This is a genomic window from Streptomyces sp. NPDC054813 (assembly GCF_053611365.1).
The window spans coordinates 96,903-120,517 of the sequence record NZ_JBSHAF010000018.1 but is presented as its reverse complement, the minus strand read 5'-3'; the positions used below and the strand labels follow the sequence as shown (position 1 = coordinate 120,517).

Below are 23,615 nucleotides of genomic sequence, written 5' to 3'. Positions count from 1 at the left end.
GTCCCCGTGGACACCGAAGAGCTTCACCTGCCCCTGTCGCGGACAGCCAACGAGCGGCTGCACGCCATGATCCCCGGGGGCGCGCACACCTATGCCAAGGGCGACGACCAGTACCCCGAGAACCTGGCCCCGGTCATCAGCCACGGCAGCGGTGCCCACGTGTGGGACGTCGACGGCAACCGGTACATCGAGTACGGGTCCGGCCTGCGGTCGGTCAGCCTCGGCCACGCCCACCCACGCGTGCTCGAGGCGGTGCGCCGGGAACTCGGCCGCGGCAGCAACTTCGTCCGCCCGTCCATCGTGGAGGTCGAGGCCGCGGAACGCTTCCTGGCCACGGTGCCGACCGCCGAGATGGTGAAGTTCGCGAAGAACGGCTCCGACGCCACCACCGCCGCGGTACGCCTCGCCCGTGCCGTCACCGGGCGCCCGCGGGTGGCCATCTGCGGCGACCATCCGTTCTTCTCCGTCGACGACTGGTTCATCGGCACCACGCCGATGTCCGCCGGCATTCCGGCGGCGACCAACGAGCTCACCGTGACATTCCCCTACGGAGACATGGCCGCCACGGAGGAGGTGCTCACCCGGTACCCGGACGACATCGCCTGCCTGATCCTGGAACCCGCCACCCACGCCGAGCCGCCGCCCGGGTACCTCGCCGGCCTGCGCGAGCTGGCCGACCGGCACGGCTGCGTGCTGATCTTCGATGAGATGATCACCGGCTTCCGCTGGTCCGAGGCGGGTGCCCAGGGCCTGTACGGCGTCGTCCCCGACCTCTCCACGTTCGGCAAGGCGCTGGGCAACGGATTCGCCGTCTCCGCGCTGGCCGGACGCCGCGACCTGATGGAGCGGGGCGGACTGCGTGGCTCCGGCGACCGGGTGTTCCTGCTGTCCACCACGCACGGTGCGGAAACGCACTCCCTGGCAGCCGCGATGGCCGTGCAGACCACCTACGCCGAGGAGGACGTCACCGCGCGGCTGCACGCCCTCGGCGAGCGGTTGGCCGCCGGCGTCCGCGACGCCGCGGCCGCCATGGGCGTCGGCGACCACGTCGTCGTCCGGGGCCGGCCCAGCAACCTGGTCTTCGCCACCCTCGACGAGAACCTGCAGCCGTCGCAGCAGTACCGCACCCTGTTCCTGCGGCGGCTCCTCGCGGGCGGGGTGCTCGCCCCGTCGTTCGTGGTGAGCAGCGCACTCGACGACGCGGACATCGAACGCACCATCGACGTGGTGGCCCAGGCATGCGGGGTGTACCGGAAGGCACTGGACGCCGCCGACCCCACCCCCTGGGTGTCCGGGCGAGCGGTGAAGCCCGTATTCCGCCGCTTGGCGTGACCTGACGTCAGCGGCGCTCCCGCCGGCCCACGCCGGTCGTCCGGTCGGTCACCTGGTCGGCTGTCCGGTCGGTCGTCCGGTCGGTCATCCTGTCGAACGCCCGGTCGACCAGCCACGCGGTCGCCGGTATCACCGCCAGCGCGGTGCACCAGCCGCCGAGGGCGTCGGTCGGGTAGTGCGCGCCCAGGCCGACCTCCGCCCAGCCCATGGTGGCGCCGGCAACCAGCGCTGCGGCGAGCACGAGTGACGTGCCGGCCGTCCTGCCGAGGCCGAGCCGACCGGTCGCGAGCAGCGCCGCCATGAGGGCGAGCGCCGTGAAGAAGGCAGTGTGCCCGCTCGGGTAGGACAGGTTGCCGGCGCCGTGGATGGTGCGTCCCACCAGGTGCTTGAGCAGCGTGGTCGTCCCCACGGCCATGCCGGCGCCGGCAACGACGAGCACCGCCGCGCGGGGACGCCGAAGCAGCAGGCAACCCACCACACCGGCCACGATCAGCATCGCCGATCCCGCGGGTTCCCCCAAGAAGTCCAAGGCCAGAGCGACTTGGCGCCACGGCGGCCGCACACTGTCCGCCGTCGGCCGGATGATCCACCTGTCCACCCTGCTGGGCTCGCTGTGGCCGGCGAACAGGACCCCGAGCGCGACGACCACCAGCGTGGCGAGCGCCGCGATCAGCCCCAGCCAGGTGCGCAGCGACGGGGGCAGCACCGCGCGCGCCGACCGGCCGGTCACAGGCCCACCGCGCGGTGACCGGCTGCATGGCGGCGGTCAAGCCCCGCGAGAACTGTCCGCAACGCGAGCCCCCCCGGTTGTGTCCGACTACCCTCCAGCGACCACAACCGCCCCGCATCAGGCTCTGCTCTTCACCCTAACCAACAATCCGCGGAGACATACGAGCAGTGCCAGAACAACTCCGCGGTGCCCGGAGGGGCAAAGCTCCCTCCGGGCAACCGACTCGAGGCCCTAGAAGAACCCGAGCTTCTTCGGGCTGTAGGAGGTGAGAATGTTCTTCGTCTGCTGGTAGTGGTCCAGCATCATCTTGTGGGTCTCGCGGCCGATCCCGGACTGCTTGTAGCCGCCGAACGCCGCGTGCGCCGGGTACGCGTGGTAGCAGTTCGTCCACACCCGGCCCGCCTGGATCGCACGGCCCGCGCGGTACGCGGTGTTGGCGTCGCGGGTCCACACGCCCGCGCCGAGACCGTACAACGTGTCGTTGGCGATTTTGATCGCGTCGTCGAAGTCGTCGAAGGACGTCACCGACACGACCGGGCCGAAGATCTCCTCCTGGAAGATCCGCATCCGGTTGTCGCCCTCGAAGATCGTCGGCTGGACGTAGTAGCCGCCCTTCAACTCGCCGTCGTACTCCACACGTTCGCCGCCCGTGAGGACCTTCGCGCCCTCCTGCCGGCCGATGTCCAGGTAGGAGAGGATCTTCTCCAACTGGTCGTTGGAGGCCTGCGCGCCGATCATCGTGTCGGTGTCGAGGGGGTGGCCCGGCTTGATCTGCTGGGTGCGGGCGACCGCCGCCGCCATGAACTCGGCGTAGTGGCCGCGCTGGACGACGGCCCGGGACGGGCAGGTGCAGACCTCGCCCTGGTTGAGCGCGAACATCGTGAAGCCTTCGAGGGCCTTGTCACGGAAGTCGTCGTCGTGCGCCCAGACGTCGTCGAAGAAGATGTTCGGGGACTTGCCGCCCAGCTCGAGGGTGACCGGCTTGATGTTCTCCGAGGCGTACTGCATGATCAGCCGCCCGGTTGTGGTCTCCCCGGTGAACGCCACCTTCGCCACCCGCGGGCTGGACGCCAGCGGCTTGCCCGCCTCCACGCCGAAGCCGTTGACGATGTTCACCACGCCCGGCGGCAGCAGGTCCGCGATCAGGCTCATCCAGTAGTGGATGGAGGTGGGGGTCTGTTCGGCCGGCTTGATGACGACGGCGTTGCCGGCGGCCAGTGCGGGCGCCAGCTTCCAAGTGGCCATCAGGATCGGGAAGTTCCACGGGATGATCTGCGCCACGACCCCGAGCGGCTCATGGAAGTGGTACGCCACCGTGTCGTCGTCGATCTCGCTCAGCGAACCCTCCTGCGCGCGGATCGCCCCCGCGAAGTAGCGGAAGTGGTCGATGGCGAGGGGGATGTCCGCGGCCAGCGTCTCCCGCACCGGCTTGCCGTTCTCCCAGCTCTCGGCGACCGCGAGCGGTTCGAGGTAGGCCTCCATCCGGTCGGCGATCTTGAGGAGGATGTCGGAGCGCTCCGTCACCGACGTACGGCCCCAGCCCGGCGCGGCCGCGTGCGCCGCGTCCAGCGCCCGCTCCACGTCCTCGGCGGTGCCCCGCGCGACCTCGGTGAACGGCTGCCCGTTCACCGGCGACGGGTTCTCGAAGTACTGCCCCCGGGCCGGCGGCACATACTCGCCGCCGATGAAGTGGTCGTAGCGCGCCTGGTAGGAGACGATCGCGCCCTCGGTGCCGGGCGCCGCGTAACGGGTCATGGTGGCCTGCCTCCTCGCAGATGCGCTGCCCGCCGTTGGGCAGCTCCGGCGCGCAGGCTAGACAAGCGGAGGTTGCGCCCACGTTGCACCGCAGGTCAGCGCGCCGGCGCCGCCAACTCGGACTCCAGCGCGGTCAACCGGCTGCGGACGACCGCCGTCGGCCGCACCGCCGCGAGGGCCCGCCACACCTCGACATCGTCCTCGCCCCACGGAGCGTGCGCCCAGTCCGCGAGCAGATCGGGGTCACGGCGCGCGATCAGCGCGGCCCGCAGACCGTCCGCCAGCCGCTGCCTGAGCAGTACGACCGCCGGCGCCTGCGAACCGGGCAGCAACGGACCCGGGTACGCCGTCACGGCCGCCGTCACCGCCCCCGCCTCCAGCCGCCGCTCCACGACGCTCGCGTCGGACTCGACCGGACTGGTCAGCCGGTACGGCCGGGAGGCGAGCAGCCCGGGGCCCAGCAGCCGCCGCAGCCGGGCCAGTTCGGCCCGCAGCGTCACCGGTGTCACCGACTCGTCCTCGTACAGCGCGCACAGCAACTCGTCGCCGGTCAGCCCCTCCGGGTGGCGGGACAACAGCACCAGCAGCTCGCTGTGCCGACGGCCGAGCCTGATCCGGTGCCCGTCCAGCCGGAGTTCGGCCTCGTCACGGCCGAGCGCCGTCAGCGCGGGCGCCTCGTCGGCGGGCGTCGGCGGATCCAGCAGCGCCAGCTGCGACTCGGCGGCCCGCGCCACCGCCTGTACGAAGCCCAGGCTGTGCGGATGCGCCAGCCGGTCGCCGCCGGTGATGTCGACGGCACCGAGCACCCGCCCGGTGCGCGGATCGTGCACCGGCGCCGCCGCACACGTCCACGGCTGCACCTGGCGGATGAAGTGCTCCGCGGCGAACACCTGCACCGGCCGGTCCACGGCCACCGCCGTCCCCGGCGCGTTGGTGCCGACCGCGGTCTCCGACCAGCGCGCGCCCGGCACGAAGTTCATCCGGTCCGCCCGGCGCCGGGTCGCCGGATGCCCCTCCACCCACAGCAGCCTGCCGTCCGCGTCGCACACCGCCAGCAGATGCTCGCCGTCCGCAGCGAACGTGCCCATCAGCTCCCGGACCAGGGGCATCACTCTGGCCAGCGGATGCTCCGCCCGATAGGCCCCGAGGTCGCCGTCCGTCAGCTCCACCCGTGCCGCGCCGTCCGGTCCCACCCCGGCCCGTGCCGAACGCCGCCACGACTCGGCCACCACAGACCGCACCGGGCGCGGCACGGTACCCGCCGTGGTGAACGTCTCATGCGCCCGGCGCAGCACCCGGACGCGCTCGGCAGGGTCGGCCCCCGGCTCCAGGGCCACCCACGGATCGGTCAACTCGTCCTCCCCGGACGGCGATGCGGCTGGGGACATCGTCACTCGGGGTGTTCGCGCCGACAACCGTTTCGACCGCCTTGACTCGCTCTCACTCCGAGGACAGGCCGACCAGTCTCATGTACCGGACCCAGTCCCAGTACTTTCCCGGATCCGTGTGGTCGGTCCCCGGCACCTCGACATGGCCGATGATGTGGTCGCGGTCCTTCGGGATGCCGTACCTGTCGCAGATCGACGCCGTCAGCCGCGCCGACTCCGCGTACAGGGCGTCGGTGAAGTACTCCGGCTTGGTCACCCAGCCCTCGTGCTCGATGCCGACACTGCGTGTGTTGTAGTCCCAGTTCCCCGCGTGCCAGGCGACGTCCGACTCCCTGACACACTGCGCCACATGGCCGTCGGCCGAACGCACCAGATAGTGCGCGGACACCCGCTTCTTCGGGTTCTGGAAGATGGACAGGGTGCCGGCGTACGACTGCTGTGTGACATGGATGATCACCCGGTCGATGTCGTACTCGTCGGGGCGCTGGGCGGACGTACGGTTCTCACCGCTCGCCGCCTGCCACTCGGCCTTCGGGTAGTCGACGACTCCGGTGCGCGCGCCCGCGCGGCTCGCGGGGAGCAGCGCGTACGGGACCGCGGTGAGGGCCGCGCCCTTCAGGAGCAGTCGCCTGCTGGGGAGCGGTCGTGCCCGGTCCATGGATGAGGTGCCTTTCGGAAGCGTGCCTGAAGCATGGGGAGTCGCGGTCAGCGGTGCAGGGCCGCCGCGGTCTCGCGCAGCCGCGCGTGCAGTCCGCGGTAAGTCTCGCGCGCGGGCAGCCACTCCTTGCGGAGCTTGGCCACACACGTGTAGTTGGTGTCGCACACGTTGGCCAACGGCGATTCCACCGTCTGAGTCGCGTACTGGTAGGCGTCCAGTTCGGCGAATCCGTAGTCGCGCACCAGCCACTGCACCAGGTCGAGCTGCGATATCCGGAAGGCGTCCTCCAGCGGACGCGCCGACCCCGTCGAGACGATGTGCGTGTCCGACTCCAGCCGGGGCCAGGGCGTCGCGATCCCCTTCAGCAGCTCGACGATCACCACGGTGTTCATCGCGCACTCGACGGCCACCCCGCAGGTCTCGCCCTCGCCCTGCCGGGCGTGCCCGTCGCCGAGACTGAGCAGCGCGCCCTCCACGTTCACCCCGAGATAGCAGGTGACACCCGCCCGCATCTCGGGCGTGTCCATGTTCCCGCCGTGTGCGTCGGGCACCAGGGCCGAGCGGACCTCCAGGTTGGCGGGGGCCACGCCGACCGTTCCGTGCATCGGGTCCAGCGGCAGCTCCAGCTCGATATCGCCCTCGTGGGCCCGGAACAGGGCGGTGCGCCGGCTCCGGTCCAGCTGCCAGATCCAGACCTTCTCCGGGAGCGGCGGCTGCAGGGTGGCCGTGGTGTGCGTCGAGGTGAGGGCGCCGAACAGGGGGACCGTCGTGGACGCCGCCCAGTCCCGCGCCGGTTCGATGGACACGAAGTGCACGGCCACGGTGTCCCCGGGCTCCGCGCCCTCGATGTGGAAGGGCCCGGTCTGCGGGTTGAGGAACGGGAACTCGCACACCTCGGACACCAGGTCCTTCTCGGACCGCACCCGTCCGGCGAAGCAGTCCTCCGTGTACAGGTCGAGCACGGTGCCGGGCGCGATCCGCGCCACCGGCGGCGCTCCGCCGAACGTCCACGCGTACTCGCCCGGTCCGGGCCGGACGGTGAGGATGAGGGGGTCGGTCATCGCGGGAGGTCTCCGTTCCGCCGGTCGACGGCGTCTGCTCGGTCGTCGCCTTCTTCGAGATGGACACGCGCCGTCTCGGCTATGCGCTCGGGGTGACGGCGTATCAGCACCAGGAGCACGACCACTCCGGCCGCCATCCAGACACCGACCACCGGACCGGCGTACGACACCGGGGCGGTCAGCTTCGTCACGAAGTCGAAGACGGGCAGACCGGCGGCGGTGAGCAGGGCGGGCACGAAGGCCACGATGCCCAGCAGCGGCAGGAGCAGGTGCCGTACCGGTCGGAGGGACTCGCGACCGCGGCGCAGGAAGTAGCCCGCACAGGCGAGGTTGACGACGATGTAGACGCCGATGACCACCGTGACGATCACCGTGGCCAGCAGCAGGAACGCGGTCACCGGGTCGTAACCGAAGCCCAGTCCCAGCACGGCGCCGACCGCCACGACCGTCTGGACGGCGATACCGGCGACGGGGGAGCGGTACCGGGGGTGGAGCGTGGCGAGGACGCGCGGCAGCACCCGGATGCGGGCCAGCGCGAAGGCCGTCCGCGTGGACACGTTGGCACAGGCATTGGCGTTGGCGATCGTCGAGTTGACCACGGCGAGGAACACCAGCACCCAGAAGAGCCCGAAGGAGGCCCGGGCGACACCTTCCCAGGACGCGTCGCCCGCCGCGCCGAAGCCGGCGAACCGGTCCGGCCCGAAGTACACGGTCATCGCATAGGTCGTCACCACGTAGAACAGGCCGATCCCCAGGGCCGCGCCGAGCACCGCGCGGTGCATCGTGCGGCGCGGGTCGCGGGTCTCCTCGGCGAGTGGCGCGGCCGCCTCGAAACCGGCGAACGCCAGCACGGTGTAGACGGAACCGGCGAACACCCCGCTGACGCCCCCGTACCCCTTCGCCGTGTGCGAGGTACCGAATACGGAGAGGGTGTTGTGTGAACCGGCCTTTCCGATCAGCCAGATGGCGAAGACGAGGAAGACCGCGATCTCGAAGACCCCGAGGACCGTCCCGAAACGCGCCGAGGCACGCACCCCCAGATACCCGGTGACGGCTATGACGGCGGCGCCGGCCAGCGACCACGGCCACCACAGATCGGCCGGCCAGGAGGCCCACTCCTCGTGCAGGGTGCCCGCCGCGGTGAACCCGAGCTGGAGCAGCAGCAACGGCGGTACCAGCGCCTCCACGAACACATAGCCCCAGCCGACCAGGAACCCCACGGCCGGATGCAGCCCGCGCGCCGCGTACGTGGCCACCGAGCCCGCCGCAGGCAACTCCCGGGCCAGCTCGGCCACACAGGACGCGGTGAACAGACAGGCCACCAGAGCGATGACCACCGCCAGCGGCAGACTGCCTCCGGCGAAGGCCGCCCCCGACGGAATGGACGCGGCGACGGCAGCCGCGGGCGCCATCGCCGTGACGCTCTGGAACAGAACCTCCCGCAGCCCGACCGCGTCCCGCCGCAGCCCCGCGTCCGCCGCTCCGGCCATCTTCTCGGTCATACACACCCCCCGACGTGCGTGAACCCTTCGGTCGCACGGACCGCTTCGCGTGAATCACGGTACGGCGCTGGCGGGTTGGGCAGAAGAGCGCCGAGTGATTCCGTGGACAGGGCGGCGGTTGTGGAAAACCTCGCCACCCGAACGGGTGAGGCAAGAAGCGCGGGACACCTGGTCGATCGCAGGTAACCGCCGGTCGGCCAGGCTTCGGACCGGCTCGGCGGAGGCTTCGGACCGGCTGGGCGGCCAGGCCTCGGACCGGCCGGCCGGCCAGATCGCACCGGCCGGACGGCCCGTGCTCGGATCGGCTGGGGCAGCCGGTCCTCAGACCCGTTCCGCCACCGTCGCCGGGTCGTCCAGTACGGCACGGACCACCGAGTGGGCTGCGCCCAGGAGGGGGCCCTCGGAGCCGAGGCGGGAGACGGTGACCGGGCAGGCCGGGCCGGTTGTGCGGTCGGCCAGTTCGGTCTCCAGGGACGGGAGGAGCCACGGGGCGAGGCCGGCCAGGGCACCGCCCAGGACCACCGACTCGGGGTCGAGGAGGTTGACGGCGCCGGTCAGGGCGATACCCAGGGCCGTACCGGCGTCGTACAGGGCGCGCCGTACTCCCTCGTGGTCCTCGCCCGCCCGCCGCGCGAGCAGGCCCACCGCGTCCTCGCGGGGTTCGAGACCGGCCGCGCGCAGCACCGCTTCCTCGCCGGCGTACTGCTCCAGGCACCCGCGCCCGCCGCACGCGCACTGCGGCCCGTCGGGGTGGACCGGCACATGGCCGAGCTCGCCCGCGAAACCCCGCTTCCCGCGCAGCAACTGACCGTCCACGACGACCGCCGCGCCGATACCGATCTCCGCGGACACATGCAGGAAATCCGGTGGGGTGGCATCGCCGAGCCACAGCTCCGCCAGGGCGCCGAAGTTGGCCTCGTTGTCCACCGTCGGCGGGAGGTCCGCGGGCAGCAGCGCGCCGAGGTCGGTGTCGTGCCAGTCGAGGTTCGGGGCGTGCACGACCGTGTGCCCGTCACGGGCCACCAGGCCGGGGACGGCGACCGCGAGACCGGCCGGCCACAGGCCTTCCCGTTCCGCGTCCGCCACGACCCGGCGGACCAGCGCGGTCAGCTCCTCGACCACCGGCTTGGGCGCCCGGCCCCGATTCGCGCCGTGCCGCACGGCACGCGCGCGTACCTCGCCGCGCAGATCCACCGCGCACACGGCGAGATGGTCGACCCCGACCTCCGCCCCGATACCGGCCGGGCCGCGCCGGCTCACCGCGAGCGCCGAGCCCGGCCGTCCGACGCGGCTGGGCCGCTCGGGGCCCAGTTCCTCCAGGAGCCCCCAGCGGATCAACTCGTCGACGAGGGTCGACACGGCCGCTCTGGTGAGGCCGATGCGGGAGGCGACCGCGGCCCGCGACAGCGAACCCTCGGCGCTGACCGCGTGCATCACGCGCGCGAGGTTGCGCCGACGCATGCCCTGCTGGGTGTCCGGCAGGGCACGGCCGGTCGCCGTCGGGCGGCCCTCGTGCAGCGGTGCGGTCATGCGTTGATCAATCCTCGGTCCCCTGGACGGTCCTGCGACCTGCCTCCCGTGCGGTCAGCGGTCCTCCGGCGCCCGCTCCAGCAGCGGGGCCGCGTCGGAGAGTACCCCGGAGATCCTGGCCAGCGTCGCCGCGTCCGGCTCCACCGCGTCCAGCACCGGTCCCGCCGCCGTGTTCCAGCGCCGGGCCACCGCCGCCGGGTCCTCGCCGGTCAGCAGCCCGGCCGCCTGCGCGGCGGCGCCGAGGGCGACCAGCTCCTTCGCCTCGGGCACCTGCACCGGGCGCCCCGACAACCGCCGTACCGTCTCCTGCCACGCCCGGCCCCGGGCGCCGCCGCCGATCAGCAGCAGCGGCGTGGTCCGGTCGGCGTCCGCGTCCAGCACCAGGTCCAGGGCGCCGAGCAGGGCGTGCACGGCGCCGTCGTAGGCGGCCTGCAGCAGCTGCCCGGCGGTGGTGTCGTGGCGCAGGCCGTGCAGCAGCCCGGAGGCGTTCGGCAGGTTGGGGGTGCGCTCGCCGTCCAGGTACGGGAGCAGCGTGACCGAGGTGCCGGGCTCGACGGCCTCGCGGTCCAGGCCGAGCAGCGCCGCGACCCGGTCGACCGCGAGGGTGCAGTTCAGCGTGCAGGCGAGCGGCAGCCAGTCGCCGTGCGCGTCGGCGAAGCCCGCGACGGTACCGGTCGGGTCGGCGGGGCGGTGCTTCGAGACGGCGTACACCGTGCCCGACGTGCCGAGGCTCAGCACCGGGGTGCCCGGACGCAGCCCGAGCCCCAGCGCGGCCGCCGCGTTGTCGCCCGTACCCGGCGCGACCAGGGTGCCCTTGGAGAACGGCAGCTCGTGGCTGTCGCGCACGGTGCCGGCGATCTCGCCGGGGCGGACCACCCGGGGCAGGAACGCCGGGTCCAGGCCCACGTGTGCGAGGGTCTCTTCGTCGTACGCCTCGGTCGCCGACGCCCACCAGCCGGTGCCGGAGGCGTCACCGCGGTCGGTCGTGCCCTGCCCGGTGAGGCGCTCGGTGAGGTAGTCGTGGGGGAGCCGCACGGCCCTGGTCGCACGGACCGCCTCCGGCTCGTGCTCCGTCAGCCAGGCCCACTTGGTGACCGTGAACGACGCGCCCGGAACACTGCCGGTGCGCTCCGCCCAGGCCTTCGGACCGCCCAGCTCCTCGATCAGCCGCTGCGCCTGGGGTGCCGAACGGACGTCGTTCCACAGCATGGCCGGCCGCACCGGCTCGCCCCGCTCGTCGAGCGTGACCAGACCGTGCTGCTGCCCGCCGATCGACACGGCCGCCGCCTCGTGCGCCGCGTCCCCGCACTGGCGCAGTGCCTCGCACAGCGCGTCCCACCACTGACGCGGATCGCTCTCCCGGCCCGCGCCGGAGGACACGGCGTGCGGCGCCTGGCCGCTCGCCACGACCTGGCCGGTGGACGCGTCGACCACCAGCGCCTTGGTGGACTGGGTGGACGTGTCCACGCCGACGACGAGCGGACCCTCGGCTGCTGACATCGGGCTCTCTCCCTTTTTCCGCGTCTCGCGGTCTGGCCTGACCTGCAGTTTTCCTGGTTCACCGGGGTGTCGCGACCCGGATTTCATCCCTCGGGGACAGGGTGACCCTTCCCAGGGATGCGTCGGCATACTAATTTGTAAACGGCCATGACGAAATAGTCGGCCCGACCGTGTGTCCGACCGACGTCGAGCACACTCATCAAGCACAGGCATCAAGCAAGGAGCCGCGGCATGAGCTTCCAGCCCACCCCCGAGGACAGGTTCACCTTCGGCCTGTGGACCGTCGGCTGGCAGGGAAGGGACCCGTTCGGCGACGCCACCCGCCGCGCCCTCGACCCGGTCGAGACGGTGCAGCGCCTGTCCGAACTGGGCGCCTACGGTGTGACGTTCCACGACGACGACCTGATCCCCTTCGGGTCCTCGGACACCGAGCGCGAATCGCACATCAAGCGCTTCCGCCAGGCCCTCGACGCGACCGGTATGACCGTGCCGATGGCCACCACCAACCTCTTCACCCATCCGGTCTTCAAGGACGGCGCGTTCACCGCGAACGACCGTGACGTGCGCCGTTACGCGCTGCGCAAGACCGTCCGCAACATCGACCTGGCCGCCGAGCTGGGCGCGAAGACGTACGTCGCCTGGGGCGGCCGTGAGGGCGCGGAGTCCGGTGCCGCCAAGGACGTGCGCGTCGCTCTCGACCGCATGAAGGAGGCCTTCGACCTCCTCGGCGAGTACGTCACCTCCCAGGGCTACGACCTGCGCTTCGCCATCGAGCCCAAGCCGAACGAGCCCCGCGGCGACATCCTGCTCCCCACCGTCGGCCACGCGCTCGCCTTCATCGAGCGCCTGGAGCGCCCCGAGCTGTACGGCGTCAACCCCGAGGTGGGCCACGAGCAGATGGCCGGGCTGAACTTCCCGCACGGCATCGCGCAGGCCCTGTGGGCGGGCAAGCTCTTCCACATCGACCTCAACGGTCAGTCCGGCATCAAGTACGACCAGGACCTGCGCTTCGGCGCCGGCGACCTGCGGGCCGCCTTCTGGCTGGTCGACCTGCTGGAGAGTGCCGGCTACGAGGGGCCGAAGCACTTCGACTTCAAGCCGCCGCGCACCGAGGACCTCGACGGCGTGTGGGCCTCGGCCGCCGGCTGTATGCGCAACTACCTGATCCTCAAGGAGCGCGCGGCCGCCTTCCGCGCTGACCCGGAGGTTCAGGAGGCCCTGCGCGCCTCCCGCCTGGACCAGCTGGCCCAGCCGACGGCCGCGGACGGCATTCAGGCGCTCCTCGCCGACCGCACGGCCTTCGAGGAGTTCGACGCGGACGCGGTCGCCGCGCGCGGGATGGCCTTCGAGCAGCTCGACCAGCTGGCGATGGACCACCTGCTGGGCGCCCGCGGCTGAACACGTACGCGCGCGTGGGGGCGGCTCTCGGACCGAACGCCCGCACGCGCGCTTGTCGTTGCGTTGCCGTCGTTGTGTTGCCCGCAGCCGTACGAGTTGCCCGCACCGGCACGACCGTCCGCGCGGGAAATGCTCCGGAATCGTGCGATCCGTTGCATGGGTCCGTATCAACTCCCGCGCGGGGCTCGCGCGGTGACCGGTACGCGGTGACTCTTGGCGGTATGGCCATGCCACCCGTACCGCCCCGCCCGCCCGGCCCGCCGAACGGCACCCCGCCCCCGGACGGCGGCTACGACCCGCCCCCGTACGGAGGTTTCGGACCACCCTCGGGAGGGGGCTTCGGGGACTACGACCCGCCCACCGCCGTCGGCTGGACGCCGGAGCCGCCCCGCCGACGCAGGGGCCCGCTGTACGCCGTCCTGGTCTTGCTGGTGGCCGCCGTGGCCGTCGTCACCGTCGTCCTGATGATGTCCGGCGGCGACGGTTCCCCCGGCGACAGGTCCACCACGAGCAGCCCGACCTCATCCGGCACCTCGCGGCCCTCCTTCAGCCTCCCGACGGAGCTGCCCAGCAGCCTGCCGTCGGGACTGCCGAGCAACCTCCCTACGGACTGGCCGTCGGAACTCCCCAGCCGGCTGCCGAGCGGTCTGGAGTCACTGCTGCCCTCGCTGCCGGGGTGACCACAACCGGCTGGTGATCGTTTTCCGCGGACCGGCAGTCGGGGGAATCGCGCATCCCGGCAGCCGGCCGGGAGTGGCTACGCTGAAGCGGGACTGCTTCACAAACTGTTCGACCCGGTATCAGGGACCAGTAGGGGTCGCTCGTCAGGGATGTCTCAGGGGCGCGGTCCGGAACCGCGGGAGGCTCGGGCCCGTTTTCAGATCAGAGAGCGGCAGTGGCCGCGAAGGAGGCGACGCTGATGTCGAAGAACGCGAAGATCGCCGCAGGAGGTGTGGCGGTCGGGCTCATCCTGCTGATATGGCTGCCCTGGTGGGTGACGTTCCTGATCGTGGTCGGCGTCCCGGTGGCCGCCTACCTCACCCTCGACCCCTCGCAGCGGCGCAGGCTGCGCAGGGTCACGCGCAAGGAGATCGGCCGCTGAGGCACCCGCCCGAGGCCGCGGACCCCCCTCGGCGGGGATGCGGCCCGGGAGGGCTCACAGAGGCCGTACGGCCATCTTGTCGAGGGCTTCCAGGAGGCCGGGGAGCTCGGGGCCCCGGCCCACGGGCAGGACCTCGCCGGGCTCCTCGTCGAGAAGCACGAAGGCGATGTCGTCGGTGCGGGCCACCAACGACCAGCCGGGCCCGTCGGCGCGCAGCGTGCGGGCGTCGCCCGGGGCGAACGACGAGCGGACCCGGCCGAGCGGCGGAGGCGTGTCCACATAGGCCCGCGCCTCGGCCAGTACACGCCGGATCCCGAGGTGACCCTTCGGGGCCGCCTCGCCCTCCCCAGGGGCGTCCTCGGCGGCTTCCGGCGCTGCGGCTGTCGGTGCCGGGAAGTGGTCGTCGCCGATCTGTTCCCGCCAGACCGCCCACTGGAGGGCGATCTCGTCCGCGCCCAGCCGCCGCTGCGCCGGGCCCCAGAAACTGGTGTCCGGCGGGGCCAGCGGGACACGGTCCGCCATCTCCGGGCCGGGGTCGTGCGGAGCGGGCACGTTCGGGGCCGCCACGGCGACCGCGAGCGGCCAGCCGGGCAGGGCGGCGATCACCGTGCGCTCGTCCGGGGAGAGGTCGTGCTCCATGCCGCAGTCCCAGGACGCGATCGCGACGGCGACCAGCGAGACGTCGTCGACGACGACCGTCCAGCGCGCCCCGCCACCGTCCTGGCCGAGCACCAGTCCGTAGCCGTCGGCGCGCGGCGCCAGCTCCAGCGCCGCGCAAGCCTCCGGGTAGTCGTCGCCCAGCACGCTCGGAAACTGCGCCGGCGTCAACAACACCGCAGTGAGCACGTACAGCGCCTCGTCCGCGGCGGCGAGGGCCTCCTCGTCCGTCCCGGCCATGCCTGCCTCCCAGTCGTTCGTCCAACGGCGCGCACCCTAGTGCGAGCGGAAGGCCGTTGTCACGACCGGCCACCACACCCGGAGCTGCAGTTTTCCACCGGGAGGGGACGAAACGACCTCGGCGGGGCGAAGCTTCAGGCGACCGGCAGCCCGAGGAGGTCGCGCGCAACCGCCCGTGGCGACTCCTCGCGCTCCCGCGCCAGTGCGACGACGGCGCGGCAGGCCAGTTCGCTCACCCCGAACGACAGCGCCTCCGGGGACACCCAGCCCGCCGCCTCCTCGATCCGGTCCTGGTCGTCCTCGGCGCGGGCCGCGACATAGGCGGCCGCGGCCTCGAACAAGTTGTGCGCACGCTTCTTGCGCCGCTCCGGCGGTTCCGCGCCCCCGGTGCCACGAAATCTGTCCGCGTACTTGCGCATCCGGTCGAACACGCCGGCCACCTTTCCTGTCGGCTGTCGCTTGCGAACATTCGTCGTTCCCTACCGAACGTAGAGTTGAAGTCCCGGCGACAGAAGAGGGCCCGCTCGGGACACTCAGCCGGCCTCGGCCTCCAGGGAGGCGACGGTGGCGCGCAGCCAGGCGAGTTCGGCGCGGCTCGTGGCGCGCGCGATGGTGAGGATGCCGCGCCGGAACGGATCGTCCACCTCTTCGGCGCGCACCGGCCGGTCGCCGTCGTAGAAGAAGCTGGAGGGTTCCTCCAGGAAGGCCAGCCGCCGGCTCAGTACGGCCGCCTGGGCGGCGGGGTCGTCGAGGTGACGGAGGAAGGCGAGCACCGTGAACCAGCGGTTCTCGTCGGTGATGTCGCGCTCCTCCGGTTCGGCCAGGCGTCGGCGCAGCTCGCTCCTGCCGTCCGCGGTGAGTGTGAGCACGTGACGTGGTGCGGCCACGGAGCCTGGCTCGGTGGCCCGGGCCAGCAGACCCGCCTTCTCGAGGCGCTTGATCGCCGGATACAGCGTGCCTTCGGCGACGGGCCGCACATGCCCGGTCAGTGCCGCGATGTGCTTGCGCAGGACATAGCCGTGCAAGGGGGCGTCGTACAGGAATCCGAGGATGGCGAGTTCCAGCATGCGGGCATTGTTCCGCACTCCCGCTGTACATCCTTCCTCGGATACATCGTACTTGTAATACCTCGGGTTCGATGTATTGTCTGAGATGTGCGCGGTGACGTCATCGGGGAGGGTGCTGTGCGGCAGGCCGAGTTCGACGGCAGGGGAAGTTGCATCCGCTGGACGGAGTCGCCCGGCGCGGAACCCGCGCGCGTGTATGTCCACGGGCTCGGGGCGGCATCGGCCGTGTACCACGCGCATATCGCGGCCCGGCCCGAACTCTCCGGCAGACGCAGCCTGTTCGTCGATCTGCCCGGACACGGCATCAGCGACCGGCCCGCCCACTTCGGGTACACGCTGGACGGCCATGCCGCAGCGCTGGCCGCCGCCCTGGATGCGGCGGGAGTAGCCGGGGCCGAGTTGATCGCGCACAGCATGGGCGGTTCCGTCGCCGTAGTGCTGGCCCACCGGCGCCCGGACCTGGTCTCGCGGCTGGTGCTCACGGAGGCGAACCTGGACGCGTATCCGCCGCCGACCGCGGGCAGCAGCGGAATCGCCACCTATGAGGAGGACGAGTTCGTCGACAGCGGCCACGCGCGCGTGCTCGACACGGTGGGGCCCGTCTGGACGGCGACCATGCGGCTCGCCGACCCGCGCGCCCTGCACCGCAGCGCCGTGGGCCTCCGGAGCGGCTCGGATCCTGTCATGCGCACCCTCCTGGAGGGGCTGACGGTCGACCGGGTCTACCTCCAGGGCGAGCTCAGCGGTGAACTCGCCGGGCGGGGCCGGCTGGAGGCGTCCGGAGTGCGGGTGGTGACGGTGCCAGGCGCCGGGCACAACATCATGTTCGATCGTCCCGACGCCTTCGCCGCTGCGGTCGCCGGCTAGCCCCCGCGGACCGCCAGTGCGAGGAATCGGGCGTCCTCGTCCACGTACGAGGCCATGCGCCAGCCCGAGCCGGCGAGCAGCGGGCCGAGGTTGCCCTCCGCGCGCAGGTCGTCGGATGTGATCCGCCGTCCCTGACGCGCCGCCAGGGCGGCCCGGCCGATGGGGTGGAACAGGGCGAGCGTGCCGCCGGGGCGGACCACGCGCGCCAACTCCCGCAGGTTCCGGGCGGGCCGGGGCAGGTGAGCGATCAGACCCGCGGCGAACACGGCGTCGAGGGACTTCGAGCGCACCGGCAGCGCGGCCGCGTCGGCGAGCAGCAAGCGCCCGTCACGGTGCCGGCCGGCCCGCACGGCGGCCTGGAGCATCGCCGGGGTCAGGTCCATCCCGAGGACCGCGCCCGAGGGCCCCACGGCCGCGCGCAGCGGTGGCAGCGCGCGGCCCGTGCCGCAGCCCGCGTCGAGCACCCGGTCACCCGCGCGCAGCCCCAACTCGGTCACGGCCGCCGCGTACGCGGGACCGTCGTCGGGGAACTTGGTGTCCCAGTCGGCCGCTCGCGCGGTGAAGAACTCCTGGACGTGCGTGTGGTCATCGCTCATGTTCCGCATGTTCCCTCACCGTCACGGACGACGAACCTGTGCGCATGTTCGAGCCGGACCCGATCGTTCCGACACATCTCCGGGTCATATTGCAACACCTTTCGAAATGCGCCCCCTTTGTGCTTCCGTGCCCCCTAGCGTCCCTTGGCCATGGGACACCTGGACCACGCCACCTTCGGCTGGCTGACCCCCGTGCTGTCGTACGTCATGGCCTGCATAGGCGCCGCACTGGGTCTGCGCTGTACCGTCCGCGCGCTCGGCAGCACCGGCCGCGCGCGCCGCAACTGGCTCCTGACCGCGGCCTCCGCGCTCGGCACCGGCATCTGGACCATGCACTTCGTGGCCATGCTCGGCTTCGGCGTCAGCGGCACCGACATCCGCTACGACGTGCCGCTGACCATCCTCAGCCTGCTCGTCGCCGTCATCGTGGTCACCGCCGGCGTCTTCGCCGTCGGCTACAGCCGTGACCGCAACCGAGCACTTCTGCTGGGCGGGCTCACCACCGGTCTGGGCGTCGCCAGCATGCATTACCTCGGCATGGCGGCGGTCCGGCTGCACGGTGACGTGCACTACGACCCGATGCTCGTCGGGCTCTCCGTGCTCATCGCGGTGGTCGCCGCGACCGCGGCCCTGTGGGCGGCGCTCAACATCAAGTCACCCGTGGCGGTCACCATCGCCTCCCTGGTCATGGGGGCGGCCGTCAGCAGCATGCACTACACCGGGATGTTCGCGGTCAGCGTGCACGTCACGCCCTCCGGTACCCCGCTGCCCGGGGCGACGGCGATGCAGTTCATCTTCCCCCTCGCCGTCGGCCTCGGCTCCTATCTGTTCCTCACCTCGGCCTTCGTCGCACTCTCGCCCACGGCCGGGGAGCGCGAAGCGTCCGCCTCGGCCCAGCGGCCCGTCACCAGCGCCGCACGCTGACCCGGCCCGCGGCGCGTCGGCCCAGCGCCGCACGCCGACCGGCACCGGCCCCGATGCGCCCCGACCCACTCCCGAGCGAGGAGGCCATGCGTACACCCCGTAGGACCCCCACAGCAGGCCCGCAGACACCGTCCCCGCGCCCGCCGCGCGGCCGTCGCGCACACGCCGGACCACCCGCCGAGGAACCGGTCGACGACGTCGTCGGCACCGCGGCCGACAACGCGCCCGGCGGAGGCTGGCGAATTCGCCCCCGGACCGTGCGGGCCAAGGTCGTCTGCCTGCTCATGGTGCCGGTCATGTCCCTGCTCGCCCTGTGGGCGTACGCCACGGTCACCACCGCACAGGACGTCTCCCGGCTGCGCCAGTCCCAGCGCGTCGACACCGCGTTGCGGACCCCGGTCGCCGCCGCCGTCGCCGCGCTCCAGGCCGAGCGCACCGCCGCCGTCCGGTACGCGACCGACCCCACCGCCGAACAGGCCGGCGACCTCAAGAGCCTCGGCGCCCGTACCGACCAGGCCGTTGCCGAACTGCGGCTCGGCAGGGGCAGCACCGTCGCCGACAGCGAGGAACTGCCCTCCGGTGTCGCCCTGCGCCTAGGGACCTTCGTCACCGGCGCCGAGCAACTGCGCACCCTGCGGACGGCGGTTCGGAACCGGGGCGCCGGCTGGGACGAGACCTACGAGCGGTACACACAGACCATCGACACGGCCTTCGCCGTGGACGGTGCCCTCACCGGCGTCCAGGCCGACGACATGGGCGCCGACGCGCGCGTGCTGCTCGAATTCTCCCGCGCGGGAGAGGCGTTGGCCCAGGAGGACGCGGTTCTCGCCGGCGCCCGGCAGACCGGCGGCCTGGACGGCGAGCGGCTGCGCCTGTTCTCCGGCGCCGTCGGCACCCGCCGTGTCCTGACCGACGCTGCCGTCGCCGACCTGCCCGGCGCACAGCGCACCGCCTGGCGCCGGCTCGCCGCCGGCGACGACTACACCGCGCTGGGCGCCGCCGAGGACAGGATCCTCACGAGCCAACCCGGAGCCAAGGCGCTCGACGCGGCCCCGGAAGCAACCTGGAACACCGCGCACGCACGCGTGCAGGACGGAATGCGGACCATCCAGACCGGCACGGCACACGTGGTCGCGGGCCGGGCCGATCCGTTCGCGCGCGGTCTGCTCACCCCCGCCGGAGCGGCCGTCCTCCTCGGTCTCCTCGCGGTGGCCGCCTCGCTCGTCATCTCCGTACGCATCGGACGCGGCCTCGTGGTCGAGCTGGTGAGCCTGCGCAACAGCGCTCTGGAGATCGCTCGGCGCAAGCTCCCCGAGGCGATGCGCAGACTGCGCGGCGGCGAGGAGATCGACATCCGCGCGGAGGCACCCTCGGGGCCGCCCGCGGAGGACGAGACCGGACAGGTGGCGGAGGCCCTCGGCACCGTCCACCGCGCCGCCCTGCGCGCCGCAGTGGAGCGCGCCGAACTCGCCAGCGGCATCTCGGGCGTGTTCGTCAACCTCGCCCGCCGCAGCCAGGTCCTGGTCCACCGCCAGCTGAGCCTGCTGGACAGCATGGAACGCCGCTCCGACGACCCCAACGAGCTGAGCGACCTCTTCCGCCTGGACCACCTCACCACCCGTATGCGCCGCCACGCGGAGAGCCTGATCATCCTCTCCGGGGCGGCACCCGGCCGGGCCTGGCGCATGCCGGTCTCCCTGACCAACGTCGTACGGGCCGCGGTGTCGGAAGTCGAGGACTACGCGCGCGTGGAGGTACGCCAGCTCCCCGAAGCGGCCGTCATCGGCGCGGCCGTGGCCGACCTCACCCATCTGCTCGCCGAGGTCGTCGAGAACGCCGCCCAGTTCTCACCGCCGCACACGCGCGTGCGCGTCTCCGGGGAACCCGTCGGCAACGGCTACGCCCTGGAGGTCGAGGACCGCGGACTCGGCATGGGCCAGGAGACCCTCGCCGAGGCCAACCGGCGCATCGAGCAGTCCGAGGCCCTCGACCTGTTCGACAGCGACCGGCTCGGCCTCTTCGTCGTCAGCCGGCTCGCGGCCCGCCATGGCATCAAGGTGCACCTGCGCACCTCTCCCTACGGCGGCACCACCGCGGTGGTGCTGCTGCCGAAGGCCCTGCTGCACGGTGGTACGGCGGAGCGTTCCGGCCGTCCGGTGGCCGGCATCGAACAGGCACCGGAACGCGAGTACGCGCGCGTGCCGGGCACCGCCCTTCCACAGGCCGCCGGCCCAGCCGCCCGTCCCGCCCTCGCCACCACCCACACCACCCCGCACCCGGCGCCCGAGCCACCACCCCCGGGAGTCACGACCTTGAGGCCGCACCACCGCCCACCGCACGACTCCGAACCCAACGACGACGACCTCCCGCGCCGGGTGCGGCAGGCGAGCCTCGCCCCCCAACTGCGCGATCCACGCACCGAGCAACCCGCGCCCGCCCGGCGGGAGGACGAGCGCACCCCCGAAGCCGTCCGCGACCGCATGACGGCCTACCGCGACGGCTGGGCGCGCGGCGGCGGCAGACAACCCGGCCGCGCAGCCGTTCCGGAACCCGAAGAGGGCACCGACAGCACCGAAGGAGACCGCGCATGATCCAGGACCCGAGCATGAGGGCCGACCGCCGCTCCGGCGAACTCGACTGGTTGCTGGACGACATGGTGCTGCGTGTCGAAGAAGTACGGCATGCGGTGGTGCTGTCCAACGACGGCCTGGCCGTCGGCGCCTCGACCGCCCTCGGGCGTGAGGACGCCGAGCACCTCGCCGCCGTCGCCTCCGGCTTCAACAGCCTCGCCAAGGGCACGGGACGGCACTTCGGGGCAGGCGGGGTGCGCCAGACCATGGTCGAGATGGACGACGCCTTCCTCTTCGTGGCCGCCGCCGGCGACGGCTCCTGCCTCGCCGTGCTCACCGCCGTCACCGCCGACATCGGCCTGGTCGCCTATGAGATGGCACGCCTGGTCAAGCGCGTCGGCGAGCACCTCTTCACAGCGCCGCGGGTCGCCGCCCGGCCGCCCGCCGCCGGATGAGCCGGAAGCGTCACCGATGACCGAGTACACGACCGACGCGGCGCGCGAGCCGGGCAGCCAGTGGTACGACGGCGAGGCCGGGCCCCTCGTCCGTCCCTACGCCATGACCGGCGGCCGCACCAAACCCGGCCCCACCGGAGTGCGGTTCGACCTGATCGCCCTGGTCACGCTGGACCCGGGCGCGCCCGGCGTCGACGACGACACCGCGCTCGGCCCCGAACACCGGGCGCTGATCGACCTGTGCCGGGTCGAGACGCAGTCCGTCGCCGAACTCGCCGCCGGCGCGGACCTTCCGGTGGGCGTGGTCCGGGTGCTCCTGGGTGATCTGCTGGAACTGGGCAGCGTCACCGTGAGCCGTCCGGTGCCGCCGGCCCAGCTTCCCGACGAACGGATTCTGCGCGAGGTCATCGCGGGATTGCGGGCACTGTAGATGAGCATCCGGAACCAACCGGGCGCGCCCCGGTCAGAACAGACGCGTTCCGGTCCAACCGCCCGCGAAGGGGCCACGGTTGTCATGATGCTGGCTTCGCGTCCCGACCGGACCGACCGGCGTCGCGCGAAGCCCGAGCAGCGCCTCGCGAAGCCCGAGCGGTGTCCCTGGCCCTCCGAGCCTTCTGAGCATGTCGTCCGTAGCCGGCCCTCACGAGAGAAGTGATCATGGTCTCCGAGTACTCCGAGCCCGCCGACGACGACACGTCGGCCATGGCGCTCAAGATATTGGTCGCCGGCGGCTTCGGCGTCGGGAAGACGACCCTGGTCGGCGCCGTCAGCGAGATCCGGCCGCTGCGCACCGAGGAAATGCTCAGCGAAGCGGGCCAGCTGGTGGACGACACGGACGGGGTGGACCAGAAGGTCACCACCACCGTCGCCATGGACTTCGGCCGCATCACCATCCGCTCCGGGCTCTCCCTCTACCTCTTCGGCACCCCGGGCCAGGACCGCTTCTGGTTCCTCTGGGACGAGCTGTCGCAGGGAGCCCTCGGGGCCGTCGTCCTCGCCGACACCCGCCGCCTGGAGGACTGCTTCCCGGCGGTCGACTACTTCGAGCACCGGCACATCCCGTTCGTCGTCGCCGTCAACTGCTTCGTCGGCGCCCGGAGCTACGGCGCGCGTGACGTCTCCCGCGCCCTGGACCTGGACCAGGGCACGCCCGTGGTGCTGTGCGACGCCCGCGACCGGGACTCCGGTAAGGAGGTGCTGATCCGACTCGTCGAGTACGCCGGGCGGATGCACACCGCCCGGCTCCTCGACTCGGTGGGCTGAGTGTCAGCCCGTGAGGTCCTTGAGCGCCACCACTTTCTCCACCGTGACCCGGACCAGCAGCTCGCCCGGGACGCCGTTGCGGGCGCCGAACTCCTCCGCGCTGTCCTCTCCCATGTAACGGGCCGCGATCCGGGTGGCCCAGTCACGCAACGGCCCCGGTTCCTCCGACAGCCGGGCGCGCCCGTTCAGCACCACGAAATGGAAGGGGGGCCGGTCGTCGTCCACGCACAGGGCGACCCGCCCGTCGCGGGTCAGATTGCGCCCCTTCACGGTGTCCTTGCCGGTGTTGAAGACCAGGTCGTCCCCATCCAGCAGGAACCAGACGGGGGCCACGTGCGGGCTGCCGTCGGCGTTGACGGTGGACAGCTTGCCGGTGCGGGTGCCGTGCGAGACGAACGCCCGCCATTCCTCGTCGGTCATCTTCTGTGCCATGTCTCCATCCTCCTTGCCCGGACGCCGGTGGTGGGGAAGGCTGGCGAGGAGATCCTCCAGCCAGGGGGAGACGGCACACGGGGAGACGCTACGACATGGCGCAGAACCAGGGACTCGGCTGGCTGCTCGACGACCTGACCGAGCGCGTGGAGCACGTACGGCACGCGCTGGTCCTGTCGAACGACGGGCTGGTCACGGGAGCGAGCACCGGCCTTCGCCGGGAGGACGCGGAGCATCTGGCCGCCGTCGCCTCCGGGCTGCACAGCCTCGCCAAGGGCTCCGGACGGCACTTCGGCGCGGGCCAGGTCCGCCAGACGATGATCGAGTACGACGACGCGGTCCTGTTCGTCACCGCCGCCGGAACCGGCAGCTGTCTGTGCGTGCTCAGCGGCGCGGAGGCGGACATCGGCCAGATCGCCTACGAGATGACGCTGCTCGTCAACCGGGTCGGCGAACACCTCGGCGTGGACGCCCGGCAACCGGAGCGTTCCTCCACAGTGGACCTCTGACCTGCTGTTTCATCCTCTGTCGCGGAGTTGTCCACAGGCCCGCCAGAAGATCCGCCGGAGCGGCTACGGTTTTTCCACG

Annotated in this window: 24 protein-coding genes; 11 read left to right on the top strand and 13 right to left on the bottom strand. The window is 72.1% G+C overall.

The features are described from left to right. The first annotated feature begins 6 nt into the window (after positions 1–6). Positions 7–1,332 (top strand): glutamate-1-semialdehyde 2,1-aminomutase, encoded by a 1,326-nt coding sequence (locus ACWGJB_RS32100; protein ID WP_453383547.1) that lies wholly within the window; start codon positions 7–9, stop codon positions 1,330–1,332. A 7-nt stretch (positions 1,333–1,339) separates the two neighbouring features. Here the strand turns inward: ACWGJB_RS32100 and ACWGJB_RS32095 are convergent, their stop codons facing one another. The 8 genes from ACWGJB_RS32095 to xylB all read right to left on the bottom strand — a co-directional run bounded on the left by ACWGJB_RS32095 (position 1,340) and on the right by xylB (position 11,456). Beyond that, positions 1,340–2,062, bottom strand: a complete 723-nt coding sequence (locus tag ACWGJB_RS32095) for a phosphatase PAP2 family protein (RefSeq protein ID WP_453383546.1) — start codon at positions 2,060–2,062, stop codon at positions 1,340–1,342. 231 nt (positions 2,063–2,293) lie between these two features. After that, the gene (gene adh / locus ACWGJB_RS32090) at positions 2,294–3,817 is read right to left on the bottom strand and encodes an aldehyde dehydrogenase (RefSeq protein ID WP_453383545.1); all 1,524 of its coding nucleotides are present in this window, start codon (positions 3,815–3,817) and stop codon (positions 2,294–2,296) included. Positions 3,818–3,912: 95 nt separating this feature from the next. Then, on the bottom strand, positions 3,913–5,205 hold the full coding sequence (locus ACWGJB_RS32085; protein WP_453383544.1) for a GAF domain-containing protein: 1,293 nt from the start codon (positions 5,203–5,205) through the stop codon (positions 3,913–3,915). Positions 5,206–5,257: 52 nt separating this feature from the next. Next, the gene (locus ACWGJB_RS32080; RefSeq protein WP_453383543.1) at positions 5,258–5,863 is read right to left on the bottom strand and encodes an N-acetylmuramoyl-L-alanine amidase; all 606 of its coding nucleotides are present in this window, start codon (positions 5,861–5,863) and stop codon (positions 5,258–5,260) included. A gap of 47 nt (positions 5,864–5,910) precedes the next feature. Beyond that, on the bottom strand, positions 5,911–6,924 hold the full coding sequence (locus ACWGJB_RS32075) for an acetamidase/formamidase family protein (protein WP_453383542.1): 1,014 nt from the start codon (positions 6,922–6,924) through the stop codon (positions 5,911–5,913). Continuing rightward, positions 6,921–8,414: an APC family permease gene (locus ACWGJB_RS32070; RefSeq protein ID WP_453383635.1), complete on the bottom strand. Its 1,494-nt coding sequence runs from the start codon at positions 8,412–8,414 to the stop codon at positions 6,921–6,923. The genes ACWGJB_RS32075 and ACWGJB_RS32070 overlap by 4 nt, the downstream gene beginning before the upstream one ends. Before the next feature lie 333 nt (positions 8,415–8,747). Then, on the bottom strand, positions 8,748–9,956 hold the full coding sequence (locus ACWGJB_RS32065) for an ROK family protein (RefSeq protein WP_453383541.1): 1,209 nt from the start codon (positions 9,954–9,956) through the stop codon (positions 8,748–8,750). Between the two features lie 54 nt (positions 9,957–10,010). Continuing rightward, on the bottom strand, positions 10,011–11,456 hold the full coding sequence (xylB, locus tag ACWGJB_RS32060) for a xylulokinase (RefSeq protein ID WP_453383540.1): 1,446 nt from the start codon (positions 11,454–11,456) through the stop codon (positions 10,011–10,013). Positions 11,457–11,687: 231 nt separating this feature from the next. Between xylB and xylA the strand changes: the two genes are divergently transcribed. The 3 genes from xylA to ACWGJB_RS32045 all read left to right on the top strand — a co-directional run bounded on the left by xylA (position 11,688) and on the right by ACWGJB_RS32045 (position 13,956). Continuing rightward, positions 11,688–12,854 carry a xylose isomerase gene (gene xylA / locus ACWGJB_RS32055; protein ID WP_360494433.1) on the top strand — a complete coding sequence of 389 codons (1,167 nt, stop codon included), beginning with the start codon at positions 11,688–11,690 and terminating at the stop codon, positions 12,852–12,854. A 221-nt stretch (positions 12,855–13,075) separates the two neighbouring features. Further along, on the top strand, positions 13,076–13,534 hold the full coding sequence (locus tag ACWGJB_RS32050) for a hypothetical protein (protein ID WP_453383539.1): 459 nt from the start codon (positions 13,076–13,078) through the stop codon (positions 13,532–13,534). A 239-nt stretch (positions 13,535–13,773) separates the two neighbouring features. Continuing rightward, a complete protein-coding gene (locus ACWGJB_RS32045; RefSeq protein WP_181809683.1) occupies positions 13,774–13,956 on the top strand; it encodes a hypothetical protein in 183 nt (60 codons plus the stop codon). A gap of 54 nt (positions 13,957–14,010) precedes the next feature. Here the strand turns inward: ACWGJB_RS32045 and ACWGJB_RS32040 are convergent, their stop codons facing one another. From ACWGJB_RS32040 to ACWGJB_RS32030, 3 genes are all read right to left on the bottom strand, one after another. Further along, positions 14,011–14,853: a hypothetical protein gene (locus tag ACWGJB_RS32040; RefSeq protein ID WP_453383538.1), complete on the bottom strand. Its 843-nt coding sequence runs from the start codon at positions 14,851–14,853 to the stop codon at positions 14,011–14,013. Positions 14,854–14,987: 134 nt separating this feature from the next. Further along, the gene (locus ACWGJB_RS32035; RefSeq protein WP_453383537.1) at positions 14,988–15,284 is read right to left on the bottom strand and encodes a hypothetical protein; all 297 of its coding nucleotides are present in this window, start codon (positions 15,282–15,284) and stop codon (positions 14,988–14,990) included. 102 nt (positions 15,285–15,386) lie between these two features. Next, positions 15,387–15,920 (bottom strand): PadR family transcriptional regulator, encoded by a 534-nt coding sequence (locus ACWGJB_RS32030; RefSeq protein ID WP_453383536.1) that lies wholly within the window; start codon positions 15,918–15,920, stop codon positions 15,387–15,389. Between the two features lie 117 nt (positions 15,921–16,037). Here ACWGJB_RS32030 and ACWGJB_RS32025 point away from each other — a divergent pair, with 117 nt between their 5' ends. Next, the gene (locus ACWGJB_RS32025; protein WP_453383634.1) at positions 16,038–16,787 is read left to right on the top strand and encodes an alpha/beta fold hydrolase; all 750 of its coding nucleotides are present in this window, start codon (positions 16,038–16,040) and stop codon (positions 16,785–16,787) included. Here the strand turns inward: ACWGJB_RS32025 and ACWGJB_RS32020 are convergent. Further along, entirely contained in the window at positions 16,784–17,383 is a 600-nt protein-coding gene (locus tag ACWGJB_RS32020; protein ID WP_453383535.1) for a class I SAM-dependent methyltransferase, read from the bottom strand. The two genes, ACWGJB_RS32025 and ACWGJB_RS32020, sit on opposite strands and share 4 nt — an antisense overlap. Before the next feature lie 150 nt (positions 17,384–17,533). Between ACWGJB_RS32020 and ACWGJB_RS32015 the strand changes: the two genes are divergently transcribed. From ACWGJB_RS32015 to ACWGJB_RS31995, 5 genes are all read left to right on the top strand, one after another. After that, positions 17,534–18,307: an MHYT domain-containing protein gene (locus ACWGJB_RS32015; RefSeq protein ID WP_453383534.1), complete on the top strand. Its 774-nt coding sequence runs from the start codon at positions 17,534–17,536 to the stop codon at positions 18,305–18,307. An 86-nt stretch (positions 18,308–18,393) separates the two neighbouring features. Beyond that, entirely contained in the window at positions 18,394–20,898 is a 2,505-nt protein-coding gene (locus ACWGJB_RS32010; protein ID WP_453383533.1) for a sensor histidine kinase, read from the top strand. Next, positions 20,895–21,332 (top strand): roadblock/LC7 domain-containing protein, encoded by a 438-nt coding sequence (locus tag ACWGJB_RS32005; protein ID WP_453383532.1) that lies wholly within the window; start codon positions 20,895–20,897, stop codon positions 21,330–21,332. Before ACWGJB_RS32010 ends, ACWGJB_RS32005 begins: the two co-directional genes overlap by 4 nt. A gap of 16 nt (positions 21,333–21,348) precedes the next feature. After that, positions 21,349–21,762 (top strand): DUF742 domain-containing protein, encoded by a 414-nt coding sequence (locus ACWGJB_RS32000; protein WP_453383531.1) that lies wholly within the window; start codon positions 21,349–21,351, stop codon positions 21,760–21,762. A 227-nt stretch (positions 21,763–21,989) separates the two neighbouring features. Beyond that, the gene (locus ACWGJB_RS31995; protein WP_450764251.1) at positions 21,990–22,595 is read left to right on the top strand and encodes a GTP-binding protein; all 606 of its coding nucleotides are present in this window, start codon (positions 21,990–21,992) and stop codon (positions 22,593–22,595) included. Between the two features lie 3 nt (positions 22,596–22,598). Here ACWGJB_RS31995 and ACWGJB_RS31990 read toward each other — a convergent pair whose 3' ends face one another. Continuing rightward, a complete protein-coding gene (locus tag ACWGJB_RS31990; RefSeq protein WP_360494399.1) occupies positions 22,599–23,027 on the bottom strand; it encodes a PPOX class F420-dependent oxidoreductase in 429 nt (142 codons plus the stop codon). 95 nt (positions 23,028–23,122) lie between these two features. On the opposite strand from ACWGJB_RS31990, the gene ACWGJB_RS31985 reads away from it, so the two are divergent. Continuing rightward, positions 23,123–23,536, top strand: coding sequence for a roadblock/LC7 domain-containing protein (locus ACWGJB_RS31985; protein ID WP_453383530.1), 414 nt, complete (start codon positions 23,123–23,125; stop codon positions 23,534–23,536). Positions 23,537–23,615: the final 79 nt, after the last annotated feature.

What these genes read in the sequence shown, in the direction of transcription:
- adh (WP_453383545.1), bottom strand. Translation starts at nt 3,817, where the DNA reads ATGACCCGTTACGCGGCGCCCGGCACCGAGGGCGCGATCGTCTCCTAC.
- ACWGJB_RS32085 (WP_453383544.1), bottom strand. Translation starts at nt 5,205, where the DNA reads ATGTCCCCAGCCGCATCGCCGTCCGGGGAGGACGAGTTGACCGATCCG.
- ACWGJB_RS32080 (WP_453383543.1), bottom strand. Translation starts at nt 5,863, where the DNA reads ATGGACCGGGCACGACCGCTCCCCAGCAGGCGACTGCTCCTGAAGGGC.
- ACWGJB_RS32075 (WP_453383542.1), bottom strand. Translation starts at nt 6,924, where the DNA reads ATGACCGACCCCCTCATCCTCACCGTCCGGCCCGGACCGGGCGAGTAC.
- ACWGJB_RS32070 (WP_453383635.1), bottom strand. Translation starts at nt 8,414, where the DNA reads ATGGCCGGAGCGGCGGACGCGGGGCTGCGGCGGGACGCGGTCGGGCTG.
- ACWGJB_RS32065 (WP_453383541.1), bottom strand. Translation starts at nt 9,956, where the DNA reads ATGACCGCACCGCTGCACGAGGGCCGCCCGACGGCGACCGGCCGTGCC.
- xylB (WP_453383540.1), bottom strand. Translation starts at nt 11,456, where the DNA reads ATGTCAGCAGCCGAGGGTCCGCTCGTCGTCGGCGTGGACACGTCCACC.
- xylA (WP_360494433.1), top strand. Translation starts at nt 11,688, where the DNA reads ATGAGCTTCCAGCCCACCCCCGAGGACAGGTTCACCTTCGGCCTGTGG.
- ACWGJB_RS32050 (WP_453383539.1), top strand. Translation starts at nt 13,076, where the DNA reads ATGGCCATGCCACCCGTACCGCCCCGCCCGCCCGGCCCGCCGAACGGC.
- ACWGJB_RS32045 (WP_181809683.1), top strand. Translation starts at nt 13,774, where the DNA reads ATGTCGAAGAACGCGAAGATCGCCGCAGGAGGTGTGGCGGTCGGGCTC.
- ACWGJB_RS32040 (WP_453383538.1), bottom strand. Translation starts at nt 14,853, where the DNA reads ATGGCCGGGACGGACGAGGAGGCCCTCGCCGCCGCGGACGAGGCGCTG.
- ACWGJB_RS32030 (WP_453383536.1), bottom strand. Translation starts at nt 15,920, where the DNA reads ATGCTGGAACTCGCCATCCTCGGATTCCTGTACGACGCCCCCTTGCAC.
- ACWGJB_RS32020 (WP_453383535.1), bottom strand. Translation starts at nt 17,383, where the DNA reads ATGAGCGATGACCACACGCACGTCCAGGAGTTCTTCACCGCGCGAGCG.
- ACWGJB_RS32015 (WP_453383534.1), top strand. Translation starts at nt 17,534, where the DNA reads ATGGGACACCTGGACCACGCCACCTTCGGCTGGCTGACCCCCGTGCTG.
- ACWGJB_RS32010 (WP_453383533.1), top strand. Translation starts at nt 18,394, where the DNA reads ATGCGTACACCCCGTAGGACCCCCACAGCAGGCCCGCAGACACCGTCC.
- ACWGJB_RS32005 (WP_453383532.1), top strand. Translation starts at nt 20,895, where the DNA reads ATGATCCAGGACCCGAGCATGAGGGCCGACCGCCGCTCCGGCGAACTC.
- ACWGJB_RS32000 (WP_453383531.1), top strand. Translation starts at nt 21,349, where the DNA reads ATGACCGAGTACACGACCGACGCGGCGCGCGAGCCGGGCAGCCAGTGG.
- ACWGJB_RS31995 (WP_450764251.1), top strand. Translation starts at nt 21,990, where the DNA reads ATGGTCTCCGAGTACTCCGAGCCCGCCGACGACGACACGTCGGCCATG.
- ACWGJB_RS31990 (WP_360494399.1), bottom strand. Translation starts at nt 23,027, where the DNA reads ATGGCACAGAAGATGACCGACGAGGAATGGCGGGCGTTCGTCTCGCAC.
- ACWGJB_RS31985 (WP_453383530.1), top strand. Translation starts at nt 23,123, where the DNA reads ATGGCGCAGAACCAGGGACTCGGCTGGCTGCTCGACGACCTGACCGAG.